Here is a 19814-nt window from a genome sequence, read left to right as displayed (position 1 = left end):
CCGCAGCCCCCCTTACACTTTGTCGGTGACCTTCTCACCGAAGAGGCCCGTGGGCTTCACCACCAGGATGACAATCAGCAGGGCGAAGGTAAAGGCGTCGGAGAAAATGCTCCAGCTGGAGCCCTTAATGACGCTTTCCGAAAGGCCGATGATGAAGGCCCCCACCACGGCCCCGGGAATGGAGCCGATGCCGCCGAACACCGCCGCCACAAAGGCCCGCAGGCCCGGCAGCGCGCCGGAGAGGGGAACAATGGACTGATAGTTCGTGAAGTACAGCACGGAGCCCACCGCCGCCAGGAAGGAGCCGATGATGAAGGTGACGGAGATGACGGCGTTGATCTTGATGCCCATGAGCTGGGCGGTCTCGAAGTCCTTGGCCACGGCCCGCATGGCCATGCCCACCTTGGTGTGGTTGATGAGCTGGGTCAGGGCGACGACCAGCACCAGCACCAAAATGGGCGTCACCACCGTGACCACCTTGGTGGGCACGCCGGCGATGGTGATGGTCTTGGAAATGCCCGGAATCTCGGGGTACATCTGGGGCAGGCCGCCGGTGATATAGGTCGCCAGGTTCTGGAGCAGATAGCTCACGCCGATGGCGGAGATCATAACGCTCATCCGGGGCGCTTCCCGCAGGGGCTTATAGGCCGCCCGCTCGATGACGAAGCCCAAAAACACCGTCAGGGCCAGCACCAGGGGGATGGACGCCGCCAGCGGCAGATTGGCGCTGAGGTAGACCATCAGCAGCCCCGCCACCATGAACAGATCGCCGTGGGCGAAGTTGATGAGGCGCAGGATGCCGTAAACCATGGTGTACCCAATGGCAATCAGCGCGTACTGTCCGCCCAGAGACACACCGGAGAGCAGAATGGAAATGGCGTATTGCACGCGGGAACCCTCCTTTGTCTTGATAGTGATGGAACGCGAAGGACCGTCTCGAAAAAGGCCCGGCCAGCCCCTTTCGAGGCGGTCCCAGGAAACGCCGCCACCTGCCGGAGGAAGCCTCCCCCGGCAGGTGTCACGGCAGGATTCAGACGCCGCGCCCGCAAAACGCCGGACGCATGGAAGCGGCTCTGGAATCCTTATTTCGCGGTCTGGACAGTCTCCAGGGTCCAAGCGCCGGCGGTGTTGTCGGCGGTCTTGATATAGGCGGTGTCGCGGATGGCGTCGCCCACCTCGTCGAAGGCGATGTCGCCGGACACGCCGGTGTAGGTCAGGCTGGGCAGGGCGGCCTTGACCGCGCCCTTGTCGGTGGAGCCGGCGGCCTTCAGGGCTTCCAGGGCCACGTAGTACGCGTCATAGCCCATGGCGGTGACGGCGGCGATGGTATCGTTGCCGCCGTTGTTGGTCATGGCGGTGGAGTCCTCCGCCAGCCAGGCCTTGATGCCGTTATCGAAGTCCGGCGCGCCGCCCTCCTGGTAGAAGGTGGAGACGTAAATCTGCACGTCGGAGCCCTTGGCGGCCTCGAGAACCATGTTGCTGTCCAGGGTGTCGGAGCCCAGGATGGGGATGCTCAGGCCCATGGAGGCGGCCAGCTTCACGATCTGGGTGGAGTAGGCGATGGAGACGGGGCAGAAGATGACGTCCGCGTTTTCCGCCACAGCCTCGTTCAGGTAGGTGGAGAAGTCGGAGGTGTTGGTGGGGAAGGACTTTTTGACCACGTCGCCGTCAAAGGCCTGCTCGAAGTAGTTCAGAAGGCCCTGGTCATAGTCGTTGCCCAGCTCGCCAAGAAGGTACGCCTTCTTGGCGGCGAACTTCTCCTGGGCGAAGTTCGCCAGGACGGTGCCCTGGAAGGGGTCCAGGAAGCAGATGCGGAAATAGTAGTCGTTGCCCGCGGTGACGCCGGGGTTCGTGCAGGTGACGCCGATGGCGGCCAGACCCGCCTCGCCGAAGATGGGGCCGCCGGCAATGGCGGAGCTGGAGCCGTAGGTACCCAGCACCAGGCTCACGTCCTGACTCACCAGCTGAGACGCGGCGGTGGGAGCCTTGGAGGCGTCGGAGGCGTTGTCGGCGTAGACCAGCTCGACGTTGTAGGTCTCGCCGCCGATCACCACCGTCGGGGTCTCCTTGTTGCCGTACTGCATGCCCAGCATCTCCTGCTTGCCGCCGGCGCCGGAGTCGCCGGTGGCGGGCTCGAACACGCCGATGCGGACGACCTTATCGCCGCCGGACGCGCCGCCGGAGGGCTGGGCGTCACCGGAGCCGCCGCTGCCGGAGCCGCCGGACCCGCCGCTGCCGCCGCAGGCGGCCAGGCTCAGGACCATGGCGAGGGTCAAAAGCATCGCAAAACATTTCTTCATTCTTTTCATCCTCCTGTCAGATGGGACCTTCCGTCCCTAGTATGCCGACTATTTTACGTTCTTTTCTCTGATTTTGCAAGTTAAATTCTACACAGAAAGATTCCTTCAATTTTAATGCGGCAACGCGGCGCGTTTTCAAAAGGGCGTCCTTTTGTCCTCCAGATAAGGACATTCCGGGGAACCCGGAAATTTCTGCCCGATCCCTGTTCGCCGCCGGCGGACAGTCGTTTTCGTGATTTTGCTGAACGCCCAGTCCGCACAAAACGGGATTTTTCACACTTCCGGGGCGGGCGCGGAGGCTGGGAGAGAAAATTTTCCAGAGAATTTTTCGCCTCCGGCCTCTGGTTTTTGTTGCATTATCGGGGAACGATTGCTATAATGAACACAATACTCCGCTCCGCTCCAGCTTTTTCGCCGCCCACTCTCCATCGGAACGGCGGTTTTTCCACCCCCCTTGCGAGGCGCGAAATCGGACGCGGGGCCAGACAACCGCGCCAGCGGTCATGTAAAAACAAAATGGGAGGATACATAGCTATGCAAAAAAGCATCAAAAGAACCGTGTGGATCCGCACGGTGGCGGCCCTGGCCTCCGTGCTGCTGTTCAGCTTTGTGACCACAGCCAACATCCTGCGCATCCAAAGCGTTCAGAATGCCAACACCCAGGCGGCGTCCCTGCTCCAGCGGGCCCAGGCGGCGGAAACCGCCCACTACCGCTGGGCCAGCAACCTCAGCAACGCCCTCTATGCCGGAAGCGAGTTCACCGGCAGCATTGACCCCACCTCCTGCACCCTGGGCCAGTGGCTCTACGGCGACCCGGAGACGGACGATCCCACTGTCCTGGCTCTCCGCAGCCAGATGGAGCCCCTCCACAAGGAGATTCACGAGTCCGCCACCTACGTGCTGGACCTGCTGAAAACCAGTCCCTCCCAGGCCCAGGACTATTATCAAAAGACCATTCTGACCAACATCAGCACCCTGGTGGGCCATCTGGACGAGGTGGTGACGAATCAGACCACCGTCAATAACGACGGTCTCACCCGCATGCACACCATGATACTCCAGATGCAGCTGGTGTGCTTCCTCTGCCTGGTGCTGGCTCTGATCTGCCTGATCAGCCTGGTCACCTTCGTCGGCAAGCATGTGGTGAAGCCCATCCTCCTCATCACCAGCCACGCCCGTCCCCTTCAGGAAGGCCACCTGGACCTGAAGATGGATTACCACTCCGAAAACGAGCTGGGCGAGCTGGCCCAGACTCTGGAGGGCTCCATGAAACTCATCCGCGGTTATGTGGAGGATATCAACCGCATCATGGCGCAGCTGTCCCAGGGCAATTTTGACGTCGCCACCTCCACGCCCTATATCGGCGACTTCCAGTCCATCGAGACCTCCCTTGCCAGCTTCACCGCCACCATCTCCGACACCCTGGGCAGCATCGTCCAGACCCAGGGCCGGGTCTCCAGCAACGCCGGTCAGCTCTCCAGCGGCGCGCAGGCTCTGGCCCAGGGCGCCACGGAGCAGGCCAGCGCCGTGGAGGAGCTTTACGCCACGCTGGACGACCTCTCCAAGGGCGCAAAGCAGAATGTTCAGTCCGCCTCCGCCGCCCTGGAAAACGCCCGCCTCACCGGCGAGCAGGTCACCATCAGCAGCAAGCAGATGGAGCAGATGGTGGCCGCCATGACGGACATCACCAACTCCTCCCAGCAGATCGGGCGGATCATCGCCACCATTGAGGACATCGCCTTCCAGACCAATATCCTGGCTTTGAACGCCGCCGTGGAGGCCGCCCGGGCGGGCAGCGCCGGCAAGGGCTTCGCCGTAGTGGCGGACGAGGTGCGCTCCCTCGCCACCCGGTCCGACGAGGCCGCTAAAGCCACCAAGGACCTGATTGACAACTCCGTCCAAGCCACGGAGCAGGGCAGCCGCATTGTGGGCGAGGTCTCCGCGTCTTTGAAAAAGACCCTGGATCTTGTGATGCAGTCCAACACCACCATCAACGCCATCGCCGAGGCCGTCCAGGGCGAGGCCGCCTCCATCGCCCAGGTGACCGAGGGCATCGGCCAGATTTCCGCCGTGGTTCAGACCAACTCCGCCAGCAGCGAGGAGTCCGCCGCCGTCAGCTCGGAGCTCTTCGAGGAGGTCCACAAGCTGGAGGATGAGACCAAGAAGTTCCGCCTCAAGCGGGGCGGCGCGGGCCACTCCTATATGGGCTGACGCAAGCGCCATGCAAATGCAAAAGGGCCGCCCGGACGGAACTGTCCAGGCGGCCCTTTCCTTTACTCCATCAGTCCTGCCCGCCGCATCTGCGCCGTTTTGGACTGGAGCCGGGCGAAGGAGGTCACGCTGCCGTCCTCTTCCAGCAGGACTTTGGCCTCCGGAGACAGGGTCTGGAAAAATTCGTAAGCCGAGGGGTCCTGATCCAGCAGGTCCTCCAGGCTCAGGTATTCCGCGCCGTACATCCAAATCACCTCCGGGCTTAGTTTGCCCGGATTTCAAGGGAGCTTATGATGGAATTTCGAACAATTTCTGACAACAAGCGGACCTTCCTCCCCCTGCTCCTCCTGGGGGATGAGCAGGAGGACATGATTGACCGCTATCTGGACCGGGGAACGCTGTGTGCCCTTTATGACGGCGGCGCTCTGCGGTGCGTCTGCGTGGTGACGGAGGAGGGCGGCGGGGATTTTGAGATCAAAAATCTGGCCGTGGCTCCGGAGAGCCAGCGGCGAGGTTACGGACGGGCCATGGTGGAGTTTGTGGTCCAGACCTGCCGGGGCCGGGGAACGCGGCTGCTGGTTGGCACCGGGGACAGCCCGCTGACGGCGCCGTTTTACGAGGCGTGCGGCTTCCGGGAGTGCGGGCGGGTGAAAAACTTTTTCCCGGACCACTATGACCATCCCATTTTCGAGGCGGGGCGGCAGCTGGTGGATATGGTGTATTTTTCCATGGAGTTATAATGTGGTAAACGGAGAGTGTTCCGCAATATGGAGGATTCCTCCGAACCGGAGGCGCCCGTTACAAAGGCCGCCTCCCGCATGCCTGTCAGCCTTTCGTTACGGCAAAAGCAGGGACGGCATGCTGCCTGTCATGCCGTCCCTGCAAATGATAGAGGGGTCTCTATGAAAGTCACTCCGCCGCGGCGGCCTTCAGGGCCTCCACCCGGTCCGTCTTTTCCCAGGCGACGCCCAGGTCCTCCCGGCCCATGTGGCCGTAGGCGGCCAGCTTGCGGTAGATGGGCTTGCGCAGGTCCAGGTCCCGGATGATGGCGGTGGGACGGAGGTCAAAGACCTTGGCCACGGCCTCCTCCAGCTTTCCGTCGCTGACAGAGCCGGTGCCGAAGGTGTCCACCATGATGCTCACGGGCTTGGCAACGCCGATGGCGTAGGCCAGCTCAATCTGGCAGCGCTTGGCCAGGCCCGCGGCCACGATATTCTTGGCCACCCAGCGGGCGGCGTAGGCCGCAGAGCGGTCCACCTTGGTGGGGTCCTTGCCGGAGAAGCAGCCGCCGCCGTGGGGGGCGCTGCCGCCGTATGTATCCACGATGATCTTCCGGCCCGTCAGTCCCGCGTCGGCGGCGGGTCCGCCCTTGACAAAACGGCCGGTGGGGTTCACATAGTACTTGGTGTTCTCATCCAGCAGATTGGCAGGAAGGACCTCCTTGGCCACCAGGTTGATCATGTCCCGGCGAATCTGCTCCAGGGTGACGTCCGGGTTGTGCTGGGTGGAGATGACCACGGTGTCAATGCGGACCGGATTGTTGTTTTCGTCGTACTCCACGGTGACCTGGCTTTTGCCGTCGGGGCGCATGTAGGAAACCAGGCCGCTCTTGCGCACCTTGGTCATCTGGAGGCACAGCTTCTGGGCCAGGGACAGGGGCAGGGGCATCAGCTCCGGCGTCTCGTCGCAGGCATAGCCGAACATCATGCCCTGGTCGCCCGCGCCGTGGTTCAGCTCGGCCTCCTCGTTGTTCTTGTTCTCCAGGGACTTGTCCACGCCCATGGCGATGTCGGCGGACTGCTCGTCAATGGAGGTGATGACGCCGCAGGTGTCGCAGTCGAAGCCGTACTTGCCCCGGTCATAGCCGATGTCCCGAACGACTTCCCGGGCGATCTTGTCGATGTCCACAAAGCAGTTGGTGGTGATCTCGCCCATGACGTGGATCAGCCCCGTGCAGGCCGTGGTCTCGCAGGCCACGCGGCCCTGGGGGTCCTGGGCCAGGATGGCGTCCAGCACGGCGTCGGAAATCTGGTCGCAGATTTTGTCGGGATGCCCCTCCGTCACGGACTCGGAGGTGAAGAGATAATGTCTTGCCATAGCAGTGCTCCTTTGCGCCCTCTGGGGCGGCGCGCCTCTTTTCTCCCGCGCGCTGGGACGATTTTTGCCGGCTGAAAGGCCCTTGAGATCCAAAGAAAAACCGCGCGTTTCGACGCGAAACGCACGGGAAATTCCTTCTCGTTCCTCATCTGTCGTTTCCGCCGGATTTGGCACCTTTCAAATGCAGGTTGCCGTGGTTTCATCGGGCCGTTCCCTCCGCCACTCTTGATAAGGATATTTACTTGATTAGTATTGTATCAGGTCCTGCGGGTTTGTCAAGGGCTCCCGCTCTTTTTTTCGCCGGATTTTTTTGCCGGCTCCGGCAATGTTCATAAAAAGTAGGTGACTTTTTCCGGCAAACGGGGTATAATGTCCTTTACGATTTTGCGATTTCGGATACTAGGAGGGAACCCCTTGAGAAAGCTGAACAACGCCGTGGAGCGTTTCGCGCTCCGGCATCCCAACTTCGGCGTCGCCAACCTCATGCTGTACATCGTCATCGGCAACGCCGCCGCCTTCTTTCTGCTGCGCATGACCAACGGCGCGGCCATTCAATTTTTGTACTTCGATTGGGGACAGGTTCTTCGGGGTCAGATCTGGCGGCTGGCGACCTTTATCTTCGTCCCGGAAAGCACTCAGCCCTTCAACCTGATTCTCTCGCTGTACTTCATGTACTTCATCGGCACCATGCTGGAGCGGGAGTGGGGCACGCCGAAGTTCTGCCTCTATTACCTCTCCGGCGTGGTTCTGACCCTCGTCACGGGCATCCTCAGCTACTACGCCTTCGGCTACGGCGTACTGATGGGGACCTACTATGTGGGCATGTCCATGTTCCTGGCCTTCGCCGCCCTGTATCCCGACGCGCGGCTGATGCTGCTGTACATCATTCCCGTAAAGGCCAAGTGGCTGGCCCTGGCGGACATCGCTCTTTTCGCCGTGGACATTATCGGGGCCCTGCTCCGGGGGGACTGGCTCAGCGCCCTGCTGCCCGTGATCGCCCTTTTGAACTTCCTGATCTTCTTCTGGTGCGAAATCACGGACCAGATCGGCCGGCGGCGGGCCTACGCCCGGCACCGCAACTCCCATCAGACCATCCAGTTCAAGTCCGCCGTCCGCCAGCAGCGGAAGAAGGAGGCCCAGCAGGGCTACCGGCACAAGTGCTCCGTCTGCGGGCGGACCGACACGGAGTATCCGGACCTGGAGTTCCGGTACTGCTCCCGCTGCGCCGGATACCACTGCTTCTGCATGGACCACATTTTCAATCACGAGCATTTCAAGGAGTGACCTGTTTGATTCATCCGCTTTCAAGTCCCCGATACCGCCTGTCCCTGCCCCTCAGCCTGCTGGCGGCGGCGCTGCTGGCAGGAGGCGTCACCCTTCTGGCCCTCTGGTGCCAGCCCAACTCTTTCCGGACGCTGCTCTCCGGCCTTCTCCAGCAGCCGCTTTTGATCGTTCTCAACGCCCTTCCCGTGGGCCTTTTGGTCCTGGCGGCGGCGGCGCTGTTGCGAAACGTCTTCTTCGGCGCGGCGCTGGTGAATCTTCTGGTCTGCACCCTGTCCATCGCCAACCGGGTGAAGATCGAGGTCCGGGACGAGCCGGTATTTCCCCGGGACTTCGCCCTTTTAAAAGAGGTGGGCAGCGCCCTGGGAACCTATGACATCCGCTTTCCCCTCCCGCAGATCGGGGCGGTGGTCCTGGTGACCGCCGCTCTGGCGGCCCTGGGCTTTTTCATCGGCTGCCGGCCCTTCCCGGCGGAACGGCTCCGGGGCTGGCCGGGGCGGCTTTCGGGCTTCGCCGCCGCTCTGGCGGTTTTGACCGGGCTGATCCTCACGGTCTACGCCTCCCAGGACCTCTATCAGTCCTTTCGCGTCCGCAACGCCGAATACGTCCCCTCCGTCTTCAACGACCTGGGCTTTCCCTACGCCTTCTGCCACCACTTTACCACCTATCTCGTGGACCGGCCCGAGGGCTTCAGCCGCTCCGAGGCGGCGTCCTGGGAGACCGGGGACCGCCCGGGCCAGGGGAAGAACGTCAGCGTCGTCATGGTGATGAACGAGGCCTTCTCCGACATCACCGACGCGGACATTTTCGCGTACGATGAGGAGAGCGATCCCCTGCCCAACCTTCACGCCCTGCGAGAAGACCCCCACTCCCTCAGCGGCCATGTGGTGGTGCCCGGCTTCGCCGGAGGCACCGCCAACACGGAGTTCGACGTGCTGACGGGAATGCAGACCACAGCCCTCTCCGCCTCCGCCACCTCCGCCATGCGGGTGGTGAACCGGAACCTGGACAGTCTCTTCCGGGTCTTTGGGAACGACGGCTATGAGACCTCCTTCTACCATCCGGGGGACAACTGGTTCTATAACCGGGAAAATGTCTACCGCTGGCTGGGGGCGGAGGAGACGCGGTTCGTCGCGGACATGGAGGCCCCGGAGTACAAGGGCCGCTGGGTCACCGACGATTACGCCGCCGGCCTCATCGAAGAAGCCTTCGAGGAGGCGGAGGCCCCCCTCTTCCACTTCACCACCACCATTCAAAACCACATGTCCTACACCGCCGACAAGTACGGTCCGGACTATCCCTTCCCCCCCACCGGCGTCCCCGGCCTCTCGGAGGAAGCGGAGACCCTTCTCCAAGTCTATATCGAGGGGGTCCGGGACGCGGACGCCATGCTGGGCCGCCTCTGGCGGTACTTCCAGGCCCAGAGCGAGCCGGTGGTTCTGGTCTTCTTCGGGGACCACCTCCCCTATCTCGGAAACGACATGCTGGGCTACCGCCAGCTGGGGCTGGACGTCTTCCCCGGTCCCGAGGGGCAGGAGAATCCGGCGGCCTATGAGACGCCCTATATCATCTGGGCCAACGGCGCGGCGGCGGAAGCGCTGGACTGGGACGCGGCGGCGGCGTCCCTGGACCTGCCGGAGACGGTGTCCGCCGCCTTCCTGGGCGCGGCGGTGCTGGAGCTGACGGGCCGGGGGGAGGAGAGCCCCTGGTTCTCCTTCCTGAACCAGCTGCGCCGGGAACTTCCCGTCGTGCAGAAAACCCTCTGCCAGCTGGCGGACGGCTCCCTCACGGACACCGGAAGCCTCAGCGGCGGGCAGCGGGAGCTGCTCCGGAAGTGGCGGAGCTGGAGCTACTATAAGCTCCAGTACAAGGAGGTCCCATGAGCGCCCGGCCCCTGGCCCTCTGCGGGGTGCTGACCGCCCTGGCGGTGGTGCTGCTGTGCCTGGGGGGCATCCTTCCCGCCGCCGTGCTCTGCGCCCCGATTCTGGCCATGATCGCGCTTTTGCCCGTGCTGGAGGAGCTGGGCCCCAAGACCGCCGGAACGGTGTACGCTGCCGTGTCCCTCCTGGCCCTGCTGCTGGTTCCGAACCGGGAGACCGCTCTTGTGTACCTGTTCTTCGGCTGGTATCCCATCCTCCGGCCCAGGATCGCCGCCCTGCCCTCCCGGCTTCTGCGGGTTCTGGCCCGGCTGACGGTGTGCAACGCCGCCGCCCTGCTGCTCTACGGGCTGGTCCTGCGCCTCCTGGGCCTGACGGAGGAGCTGGCGGAGTCCGCCTGGTACTTCAACGCCCTGCTGCTGGTCATGGGCAACGTGGTGTTTCTGCTGACGGACTCCACCCTGTCCCGCCTCACCGGCATCTGGCACTGGAAACTGAAAAAGCATCTGTACCGTTAGGCCCTTTGCATCCGGCCTGACCCATTCTGATTGAGGTGATACCATGAAAACCGCGCTGGTTCTGGAGGGCGGCGCCCTGCGGACCATCTATTCCTCCGGCGTGTGCGACGCCTTTCTGGACGGGGGCCTGCCCCTGCCGGACTACACTTTGGGCGTCTCCGCCGGCATCGCTTACGGCGTCAGCTACCTCTCCCGGCAGAGCCGCCGGAACCTGCAACTGATCTGCCACTACGTGGGCGACAAGCGCTATATGGGCCTGCGGAACCTGGCGAACCCCAGGAACCGCTCCTACTTCGGCCTCAAGTTCGCCTACGAGACCATTCCCAACGAGCTGGTCCCCTTTGATTACGACGCCTTCGCCGCCTACCCTGGCCGGGCGGAGGCCGTGGTGACGAATCTGGACACCGGAGCGGCGGAGTATCTGCCCGTCCCCCGGCGGGACACGCCGAATCTGCTTCTCCAGGCCACCTGCGCCATTCCGCTGATGTTCCCCGTCATCGAAATCGGCGGAAAGCCCTATCTGGACGGAGGCTGCGCCGACGCCGTCCCCTGGCGGCGGGCTTTGGACGAGGGCTGCGACCGGGTGGTGGTGGTGCTGACCCGGGAGCGGGACTACCGCAAAAAGCCCGGCCGGTCCGACCAGATCATTGCCCGGGCCTTTCGGAAGCACCCCCGGTTTCAGGAGACCATGGAGACCCGGTCCGACCGCTACAACGCCTGCCGGGAGGAGCTGTTCGCTCTGGAGCGGGAGGGAAAGGTCCTGGTCATCGCCCCGAAGGACACGCTGGGCTGTTCCCGGACGGAGAAGAATCTGGATACCCTCCGGGCCCTGTGGCAGGAGGGCTATTTCGACGGCCGCCGGGAGGCGGAGCGGGTTCGGGAGTTCTGGACAAAGGAATGAGGAATTCCCTGGCCGGGGCAACGCGTCCCAGGCCGCAGGGCCGCGCCAAAAGCGGCTTGAAGCAGAAAAACAGGGCGTTCAAACGCGAAAGGGAGCGGGACCGCGCAGGCGGCGCCGCTCCTTTTTTCGTCCGGATGCGCGCACGGCTGCCATCAGAATACAAACCCGCGCGGCACCTGGACCAATGTCCACGCGGTCAGACGACGCGTATTTTGTCCTCACAGAGAAGACATCATACATCTATGTAGAAATATGATCTCACGGACCCTTGGATTTTGTCACTTCCTCCATTGACAGCGGGCCCTTTTACGGTGTAAACTTCAACACAACAAAGCGATACAGAAAACGGCGTTGATGGAGAAAAGTACCGCAGGCGTTCCGTCCCAGTGAGCGGGAGACAGTGCAAACCCCGCACAAAGAACCTGCGCGAAGAACACTCCGGAGCCCTAAGCTGAACCCGGGTCCCTCCGGCAGTAGGCGCGGCGAGTTGTGATCGTTACCTCACACGGGCTTGTTGGAGCCTTGAAGGTGACCGTTCCCCCTGGGGAAGGTAAATTAGGTGGCACCGCGGATAGCAGCTATTCGTCCTAAAATATTAGGAGATAGCTGCGTTTTTATTTTCCCGGACGGGATGAAATCAGGAGGTGCTTTTATGTGTTCGATTATGGGTTTTGAGAAAAAAGAGGTCACGAAGGAGGAGCTTCAGCCTTTCTTTGACCGCACCATCTCCCGGGGGCCGGACATGTCCCGCATTGCGGAGACCCCCTCCGGCTGGCTCTGCTTCCACCGGCTGGCCATCATGGGGCTGACCCCGGAGGGCATGCAGCCCTTCCATCTGGGGGAGAACTCTCTGGTGTGCAACGGGGAGATCTACGGCTTCCGCCCCCTCAAGCGCCAGCTTCGGGAGAAGGGCTACGTCTTTCAAAGCGGCAGCGACTGCGAGATTCTGCTGCCCCTCTACCAGGAGTATGGGCTGGAGATGTTCTCCCGGCTGGACGCGGAGTTCGCCCTCGTCCTCTACGACGGGAAAACGGACTCCCTCATCGCCGCCCGGGACCCCATCGGCATCCGTCCCCTGTACTACGGCACGGACCGGGCGGGCGGCATGGTCTTCGCCAGCGAGGCGAAAAACCTGGTGGGCCTGTGCCGGGAAATCCGACCCTTCCCGCCGGGACACTACTACGCCGGAGGGCGCTTCGTCCGCTACGCCGACCTGACCTCCGTGGACGCGTACTGCCGCGACGATCTGGAGACCGCCTGCAAAAAGATTCGCGGCAAGCTCATCGCCGCCGTGGATAAGCGCCTGGACGCCGACGCGCCCCTGGGCTTCCTCCTCTCCGGCGGGCTGGACTCCAGTCTGGTCTGCGCCATCAGCTCCGTCGTGCTGGGTAAGAACATCCGCACCTTCGCCATCGGCATGGACAAGGACGCCATCGATCTCAAATACGCCCGGGAGGCGGCGGACTACATCGGCGCGGACCACACGGAGGTCTATATGACCCGGGAGGAGGTCCTGGCCACCCTGGACAGCCTCATCGCGCTGCTTGGCACCTGGGACATCACCACCATCCGGGCCAGCATGGGCATGTATCTTTGCTGCAAGGCCATCCATGAGCGGACGGATCTCCGGGTGCTGCTGACCGGGGAGATTTCCGACGAGCTCTTTGGCTACAAGTACACCGACTTCGCCCCCAGCGGCGAGGAGTTCCAGAAGGAGGCAAAGAAGCGGGTAGACGAGCTCCATATGTACGACGTGCTCCGGGCGGACCGCTGCATCTCCGTCAACTCCCTGGAGGCCCGGGTTCCCTTTGGGGACCTGGACTTCGTGAAATACGTCATGTCCCTGGACCCCGAGATGAAGCGGAACACCTACGGCATGGGAAAATACCTCCTCCGTCACGCCTTTGAGAGGGACCGCCTCCTCCCCGACGGCATCCTCTGGCGGCAGAAGGCCGCCTTCTCCGACGCCGTGGGCCACTCCATGGTGGACGACCTGAAAGAATATGCCCGGCAGAAATACACGGACGCGGAGTTTGAAGCCCGGCGGCGTCAGTACGGCTATCACGCCCTTCCCTTCACCAAGGAAAGTCTGCTGTACCGGGAGATTTTCGAAAAGCACTACCCCGGCCAGGCGGCCATGATCCGGGACTTCTGGATGCCCAACAAGTCCTGGGAGGGCTGCGATGTGGACGATCCCTCCGCCCGGGTCCTGCGCAACTACGGCGCCAGCGGACAATGACGGGCCCCGGGAGGCCCCGAAGTTTAGAAGTATTACCAATTGTGTTTGGGCAATTTTATGCTAACATAATACTCAGAAATTTAGGAGGAACATGATATGAGTACCACCTTACAGCTCCCCGAGCTCTTCGGAAGCCGAGTCTTCAACGAGGAGACCATGAAGGACCGCCTCTCCCCCGCGTCTTACGGCGCCTGGAAGACCTGTGTCACCGAGGGCGCCCCTCTGGACATCTCCACCGCCAACGAGATCGCCGAGGCCATGAAGCAGTGGGCCGTGGAGCGGGGGGCCACCCACTTCACCCACTGGTTCCAGCCCATGACCGGCGTCACCGCCGAGAAGCACGACAGCTTCATCAACCCCACCGGCGGCGGCCGGATCATGATGGAGTTTTCCGGCAGGGAGCTGGTCCGGGGCGAGCCGGACGCCTCCTCCTTCCCCTCCGGCGGCCTCCGCGCCACCTTCGAGGCCCGGGGCTACACCGCCTGGGACCCCACCTCCTTCGCCTTTTTGAAGGAGGGCTCCCTCTGCATCCCCACCATCTTCTGCTCCTATTCCGGCCACGCCCTGGACAAGAAGACGCCCCTCCTCCGCTCCATTGAGGAGGTCAGCCGCCAGGCCATCCGCATCCTCCGCCTCTTCGGCGACACCGAGAGCCGCAAGGTCCTCGCCCAGGTGGGCCCGGAGCAGGAGTACTTCCTCATTGACAAGCAGCTTTTCAACCAACGCAAGGACCTGCGCATGACGGGGCGGACCCTCTTCGGCGCCAAGCCCCCCCGGGGCCAGGAGCTGGAGGACCACTATTTTGGCGCCATCAAGCCCCGGGTCGCCGCCTATATGAAGGACCTGGACGAGACCCTCTGGTCCCTGGGCGTCCCCTCCAAGACCAAGCACAACGAGGTGGCCCCCTCCCAGCACGAGATGGCCCCCGTCTACACCGACGCCAACACCGCCTGCGACCAGAACCAGCTGGTGATGGAGGTCATGAAGAAGGTGGCGGACCGGCACGGGCTGGTGTGCCTCCTCCATGAGAAGCCCTTCGCCGGGGTGAACGGCTCCGGCAAGCACGACAACTGGTCCCTCTCCACCGACACGGGGAGGAACCTCTTCCGCCCCGGCTCCACCCCCAGCCAGAACGCCCGGTTCCTCCTCTTCCTGGCGGCCTTCGTCAAGGGCGTGGACGATTACCAGGACTTCCTCCGCACCACCGTGGCCACCGCCGGAAACGACCACCGCCTGGGCGCTCAGGAGGCTCCGCCCGCCGTCCTCTCCATCTTCCTGGGCGACGAGCTCAACGCCGTGGTGGAGTCCATCATCCATGGGACCGAGTACACGGATACCAGCAAGAAAACGCTGCAGATCGGCGTGGACGTGCTGCCCGCCATCCGGCAGGACACCACGGACCGCAACCGCACCTCTCCCATGGCCTTCACGGGGAACAAGTTCGAGTTCCGGATGCTGGGCTCCTCCCAGTCCATCTCCGGGCCCAACATCGCCCTGAACACCATCATGGCCGAGGAGCTCAAGCAGTTCGCCGACGAGCTGGAGCCCTCCGCCGACTTCCAGGGGGACCTTCAGAAGCTGATCCGCCGGGTGTTCACGGAGCACCAGCGCATCATCTTCAACGGCAACGGCTATGACGGCAACTGGATCGCCGAGGCGGAGCGCCGGGGGCTCAGCAACCTCCAGTCCACCGCCGACGCCCTGCCCGCCTACATTCAGCAAAAGAACATCGATCTCTTCGTCAAGCACGGCATCTATACGGAGGCGGAGGTCCGGGCCCGGTATGAGATTCATGTGGAAAACTACCGGACCGTCCTCTCCATTGAGGCCAGCACCATGATCGACATGATCCGCCACGAGATTCTTCCCGCCGTCTCCAAGTACGCCGCCGACCTCTGCGGCCGGGCGGAGCGCAAGAAGGGCCTGGGCCTCCCCTGCGCCTACGAGATCAACACGGCCAAGGGGATTTCCGAAATCACGGACAACCTGATGGAGGCATGCCGTGTCCTGGCCTCGGACCTGGAGGATATGCCCGCCGGGCCGGAGGAGGCCATGCGCTACTGCCACGACACCCTGATTCCCGACATGAACGACGCCCGCGTCTTCGTCGACTCTCTGGAGGTTCTCACCGCCTCGGAGTACTGGCCCATGCCGGTGTACTCGGAGCTTCTGTTCTCCGTCTGACGGCGCGTTCAAACCAAAACAAAGTCCCGTGCCGGTACAGCGCCGGCACGGGACTTCTTTCTTAGAACCTGTATTCATAACCGGGGGATGCCGGATGGGCGAGGATTTTTCCTGCCAGACAAGGAGATTTTCCGCAGCAATCCTGACGGATTGCAAAAGACCGCCCAGGCGGCGTCTAACGGTTGTGAATACAGGTTCTTAATACCGCCCCGTCCAGTCCGCCATCAGGAGGACCGGCAGGGTCCACAGGAGCAGAAACAGCTCCAGCGCCAGGGGGTTGAGCAGGTCATAGGCCCCCAGGGACGTGAGGTAAAAGGTGAGCAGGGTTCCCGCCCAGCCCCCCAGCAGGGACAACGCCGCCGCCCGGCGGACCGCCTTGCACAGCCGGAGGCTGCCCGCCACGGTCTCCGCGTAGGGCAAAAGCCCCTCCCGGAACAGCAGGGCCCGGGGCAGGTCCCGGTCCTTCTCCGCCTCGCTGAGGGCGATGCGCTCCGAGAGGTCCGGGTATTCCAGGTGGATCGTCTTGCTGAATTTCCGCCGGATGAGGGCGGGGGTGATGTTGGGGTCCCGGGAGGCCAGAATGGGCTGGATGCGGCTGCGCTGCATCATCCGCAGGGCATAGTCCACGTTTTCCGCCGGGTTGTACTTCACGGCGAAGACGGCGGTCAAATGCCGGTCCACCGCCAGAAAGACGCCGGTGCGGAGGTTCAGGTCCCCCGGCAGGCGGATATTCATCTTCCGCATAAAGGAGGCACTGCCCATCAGCACGGACTCGCCCCGGATGGTCCCGGAGTAGCCCCCCTCCTCGTAAAAGCTGAAATCGTCCACCGTTTCATAGCATCCCCCCTCGCTGCGGATAAGGCTGTTGAACAGCCGCTCCAGTCCGGACCCGGCGGCCCTGGCCATGGAGGCCGCCAGGGAGACCGCCACCTCCGACTCCTCGCCGAAGAGCTTCCGGCCGTTGAGCTGGATGGCGCCGGGGGGAAAGAGGTCCGTGTCGGTGACGATCATCCGCCTCTGGGAGCTGATCTTCTGGGCCCCGGACCAGCCCGCCACGGCGCAGCCCGTTCGCTGGAGATGCTCCGACAGCTTGGACCAGGGCAGCGCCCAGCAAAGGGGCAGGGAGAAGGTGGCCGCCGCCGGGAGGATGGCGGAGAGGTTCAGAAGAAAATCGCCGCTGCGGCCCTGGCCCAGAGAGCTGAGCCCCGCGAAGACCAGGGACGCCGCCAAAAACACCGGCAGCAGCGCCGTCTGCCAAAGGGTGGACACATCGCTCCGGGCGGCGGTGGTGAAGAAGCCGGGAACGGACCCCCGCTGCTTGCAGGCCCCCTGGGGGGTGTTGGTGACCAAATACGGGGGGTCTTCGTCCAGAGCGGCGGCCCGGAGCATGTCGTAGTTCCCCTTGCTCTCCCGGCGGACGCCCCACTGGGCGAACACCAGGCTGAGGCAGCTGACGGCGGCATAGGGCATGGCGCCGCCGTATTCCTTTGTGAGAAGGCGGAGGGCGCAGTCCGCCGCCGCCGCCAGAACGGAGAGGGAGACCAGCAGCTCGCTGACGCAGCGCCGGTGGAGAAGCATCCAAACGCCCTTGACAAACACGTGCCGGCACAGCGCCGCCGTCAGCCCCAGGCAGACCAGCATGACGGCGCACCGGAGGCCCGGGTCCCCGGACCAGCAGGGCACTTTCACCTGATAGCGCTCCAAAAACAGGGCCAGGGTGGGAGGCAGGGCCGTCAGCAGGGGCAGGAGGAGACTGTGCCTCCGGGCCATGTAGAGCCGCCGGGCGTCGTGGGCCGCCTCCCACAGCGAGGGTTCCGGGCCGATGGGCTCCGGGTCGGGCTCCGGTTCCGGCTCCGGCGGGGGAGGAAGGGGCTCCGTCTCCTCCGCCGGCCGGCGGGAAAACAGGCCCCGGCGGGGAGACGGCAGAAGGGGCTCTTTGGCCTCCTCCATCACGGCATCCACGGTGCTGCCCACCACGTCCTCCAGGGAGATGGGCCGGGGCCGGGGGATTTTCAGACGCTCCGCCTCCGCCTTGGCCGCCTCCTCCGCCGCCCGCATGGGGTCCGGAACCGGGGCGGGCTTCCGGGGCGGGGCGGGAGGCGGTTTGGCCGGTGCCTCCGGCTGCGCCGCCGGAGCGGCGGGCTCCGCCTCCTCCGCCCGGGGGGGCTCCAGCGTCTCCGGAGGCGGCTCCAGTGAGCGGAGAAGATGCCGCTCCAGACTGCCGCCGAACTCCTCCAGAATGTCCTCCAGGGAGTAGTCCTCCTCCGGGGAGGCGGGCGCGGGGATGTTGTGGTCATCTTTTGAGGTCATGGACTTCCCTCCTTTGGAAGGCGATGGGAATGCGGCGGACGGAAGCGCCGGTTCACAGTTGGTTACAGCCTCTGGCGCACCGCCTCATACAGCAGGATAGCCGCGGCGGCGGAGGCGTTCAGGGAGTTCAGCTTTCCCCGCATGGGGATGCGGACCAGAAAGTCGCAGGTTTCCGAGACCAGGCGCCCCATGCCGCTGCCCTCGCTGCCGATGACGATGGCGGCGGGGCCCTTCAGGTCCGCGTCATAGAGGGAGGTGGCCCCGTCCGCCGCCGTGCCGAAGACCCAGACCCCCTCTTTCTTCAAATCCTGCAAAAGAGTGGGGATGTTGGCCACCCGGGCCACGGGCACATGGGCCACCGCCCCGGCGGAGGTCTTGGCCACCACCGCCGTAAGCCCCGCGCTGCGGCGCTTGGGGATGACGACGCCGTGGGCCCCGGCGCACTCCGCCGTGCGGATGACGGCCCCCAGGTTGTGAGGGTCCGAGAGTTCGTCGCACACCACCAGCAAAGGGGGCTCCCCCCTGTCCGCCGCGGCTTGCAGAATGTCCTCCACATGGGCGTACTCCCGGACGGAGGACAGGGCGATGACGCCCTGGTGGGCGTGGGTGCGGCTCATGGCGTCCAGCTTCCGTTTGTCCGCCTCCACCACCACGGCGCCGGCGGCCCGGGCCTTGGAGGCGATGTGGCCCAGGGTCCGGTCCGTCTCGCCCTTTTGGAGATAGATTTTGTCGATAGCCGCCCCGGCCCGCAGGGCCTCAATGACGGCGTTGCGGCCCTCAATGACGCCGTCGGCCTCGGGGGCGGGGAAATCACGGTGATCCATAGGCGTTCCTCTTTCGGCGAAAAATTTTGTCGATACATTATAGTATAGCATAGGTTGCGGCAACAATAAAGAAGGAATTTTCAGAGGCGGCAAGGGGCCATACTTGAATTTACAGAAACTTCATGAAACATCCTTGAGACTTTTGGGGTTCTGTGATATACTGCCATATAATTTCGCCGACTCTTACGGTCTGCCTGGGACGTCGCGTTTCTCTCTGAAAGGAGCTACTGCATACATGGACCAAAACAACAACAAAAAACCGAACAATCAAAAAGGAAACAACTGGCGGGGCTTTATCCACCTGATCTGCTGGGCCGTGCTGCTGGCGGTGCTGGTGAGCTACGCCACCACCTACATGACCAGCATGGGCCGTCAGGCCAGCTCCGTCGAGCTGGAGTACAGCGAGTTTTTGGATATGCTGGACTTCGGCAAGGTCGCCGGGGTGGATTTTGACAACAGCGAGTCCATCCTCCTCATCACCCCCGTGGACGGATACGTCTATACGGACGGGGAGGGGCGGGAATACACCAAAACCACCCTGGAGGACGGAACCTCCGCCTACACCTTCACCAACGCCTTAGGGCAGGAGCAGCACGCCTCCCTGGAGCTGTTCACCGTCCGCCTCCAGTCCTATGACGCCATTGTGGAGCACATTCAGGAGCTGAACCGGCAGTCGGGCAGCCACGGCGAGGGAGAGGGCATCCGCATCAACCAGGACTACCAGCCCCCCATGAGTCCCATCCTGCTCTTCCTGGTGAATCTGGCCCCCTTCTTCATCATCATTCTGGTCATGAGTCTGGTCATGAGCTGGATGGCCAAAAAGGGCATGGGAGGCATCGGCGGCATCGGCGGCGTGGGCAAATCCAACGCCAAGGTTTATATGGAGAAGTCCACCGGCGTCACCTTCAAGGACGTGGCCGGCCAGGACGAGGCCAAGGAATCCCTGACGGAGATCATCGACTTCCTCCACAACCCCGGAAAGTACACGGAGATCGGCGCGAAGCTGCCCAAGGGCGCGCTGCTGGTGGGCCCCCCGGGCACCGGCAAGACCCTGCTGGCCAAGGCCGTGGCC

15 protein-coding genes and 1 riboswitch are annotated in these 19814 nt (G+C 63.5%); of the genes, 9 read left to right on the top strand and 6 right to left on the bottom strand.

From position 1 onward, the window contains the following. Positions 1-12: 12 nt before the first annotated feature. Both QZ329_RS00960 and QZ329_RS00955 read right to left on the bottom strand, forming a co-directional pair. A complete protein-coding gene (locus QZ329_RS00960) occupies positions 13-888 on the bottom strand; it encodes a branched-chain amino acid ABC transporter permease (protein ID WP_295747380.1) in 876 nt (291 codons plus the stop codon). Between the two features lie 194 nt (positions 889-1082). Further along, the gene (locus QZ329_RS00955; protein ID WP_295747378.1) at positions 1083-2300 is read right to left on the bottom strand and encodes an ABC transporter substrate-binding protein; all 1218 of its coding nucleotides are present in this window, start codon (positions 2298-2300) and stop codon (positions 1083-1085) included. 534 nt (positions 2301-2834) lie between these two features. On the opposite strand from QZ329_RS00955, the gene QZ329_RS00950 reads away from it, so the two are divergent. Then, positions 2835-4511 carry a methyl-accepting chemotaxis protein gene (locus tag QZ329_RS00950; RefSeq protein WP_295747376.1) on the top strand — a complete coding sequence of 559 codons (1677 nt, stop codon included), beginning with the start codon at positions 2835-2837 and terminating at the stop codon, positions 4509-4511. Between the two features lie 62 nt (positions 4512-4573). Here QZ329_RS00950 and QZ329_RS00945 read toward each other — a convergent pair whose 3' ends face one another. After that, a complete protein-coding gene (locus tag QZ329_RS00945; RefSeq protein ID WP_295747374.1) occupies positions 4574-4756 on the bottom strand; it encodes a hypothetical protein in 183 nt (60 codons plus the stop codon). A 48-nt stretch (positions 4757-4804) separates the two neighbouring features. Between QZ329_RS00945 and QZ329_RS00940 the strand changes: the two genes are divergently transcribed. Beyond that, complete coding sequence (locus QZ329_RS00940) at positions 4805-5251, top strand: GNAT family N-acetyltransferase (protein ID WP_295747372.1); 447 nt, start codon at positions 4805-4807, stop codon at positions 5249-5251. Between the two features lie 169 nt (positions 5252-5420). Here the strand turns inward: QZ329_RS00940 and metK are convergent, their stop codons facing one another. Beyond that, the gene (gene metK, locus QZ329_RS00935) at positions 5421-6608 is read right to left on the bottom strand and encodes a methionine adenosyltransferase (RefSeq protein WP_295747370.1); all 1188 of its coding nucleotides are present in this window, start codon (positions 6606-6608) and stop codon (positions 5421-5423) included. Between the two features lie 142 nt (positions 6609-6750). After that, a riboswitch (SAM riboswitch) is annotated at positions 6751-6843 on the bottom strand. A gap of 179 nt (positions 6844-7022) precedes the next feature. Between metK and QZ329_RS00930 the strand changes: the two genes are divergently transcribed. The 6 genes from QZ329_RS00930 (at position 7023) to QZ329_RS00905 (ending at position 15608) form a co-directional block, all read left to right on the top strand. Next, on the top strand, positions 7023-7892 hold the full coding sequence (locus tag QZ329_RS00930; protein WP_295747368.1) for a rhomboid family intramembrane serine protease: 870 nt from the start codon (positions 7023-7025) through the stop codon (positions 7890-7892). A 5-nt stretch (positions 7893-7897) separates the two neighbouring features. Further along, complete coding sequence (locus tag QZ329_RS00925; protein ID WP_295747366.1) at positions 7898-9772, top strand: LTA synthase family protein; 1875 nt, start codon at positions 7898-7900, stop codon at positions 9770-9772. After that, positions 9769-10284: a hypothetical protein gene (locus QZ329_RS00920; protein WP_295747364.1), complete on the top strand. Its 516-nt coding sequence runs from the start codon at positions 9769-9771 to the stop codon at positions 10282-10284. Before QZ329_RS00925 ends, QZ329_RS00920 begins: the two co-directional genes overlap by 4 nt. 43 nt (positions 10285-10327) lie before the next feature. Next, positions 10328-11185 carry a patatin family protein gene (locus tag QZ329_RS00915; protein WP_295747362.1) on the top strand — a complete coding sequence of 286 codons (858 nt, stop codon included), beginning with the start codon at positions 10328-10330 and terminating at the stop codon, positions 11183-11185. Positions 11186-11837: 652 nt separating this feature from the next. Then, a complete protein-coding gene (gene asnB, locus QZ329_RS00910) occupies positions 11838-13424 on the top strand; it encodes an asparagine synthase B (protein ID WP_295747361.1) in 1587 nt (528 codons plus the stop codon). 96 nt (positions 13425-13520) lie between these two features. Further along, positions 13521-15608, top strand: a complete 2088-nt coding sequence (locus QZ329_RS00905; protein WP_295747359.1) for a glutamine synthetase III — start codon at positions 13521-13523, stop codon at positions 15606-15608. A gap of 198 nt (positions 15609-15806) precedes the next feature. Here QZ329_RS00905 and QZ329_RS00900 read toward each other — a convergent pair whose 3' ends face one another. Both QZ329_RS00900 and rlmB read right to left on the bottom strand, forming a co-directional pair. Then, on the bottom strand, positions 15807-17918 hold the full coding sequence (locus tag QZ329_RS00900; protein ID WP_295747357.1) for a hypothetical protein: 2112 nt from the start codon (positions 17916-17918) through the stop codon (positions 15807-15809). A gap of 62 nt (positions 17919-17980) precedes the next feature. After that, on the bottom strand, positions 17981-18742 hold the full coding sequence (gene rlmB, locus QZ329_RS00895) for a 23S rRNA (guanosine(2251)-2'-O)-methyltransferase RlmB (RefSeq protein WP_295747355.1): 762 nt from the start codon (positions 18740-18742) through the stop codon (positions 17981-17983). Between the two features lie 235 nt (positions 18743-18977). Here rlmB and QZ329_RS00890 point away from each other — a divergent pair. Further along, positions 18978-19814: ATP-dependent metallopeptidase FtsH/Yme1/Tma family protein (locus QZ329_RS00890; RefSeq protein WP_295747353.1), on the top strand; the 837-nt coding region annotated here is incomplete at its 3' end.

The sequence above is a fragment of the uncultured Oscillibacter sp. genome, from assembly GCF_910579365.1.
Classification (GTDB): Bacteria; Bacillota; Clostridia; order Oscillospirales; family Oscillospiraceae; genus Oscillibacter.
This window is presented reverse-complemented; position numbering and strand designations above follow the sequence as displayed.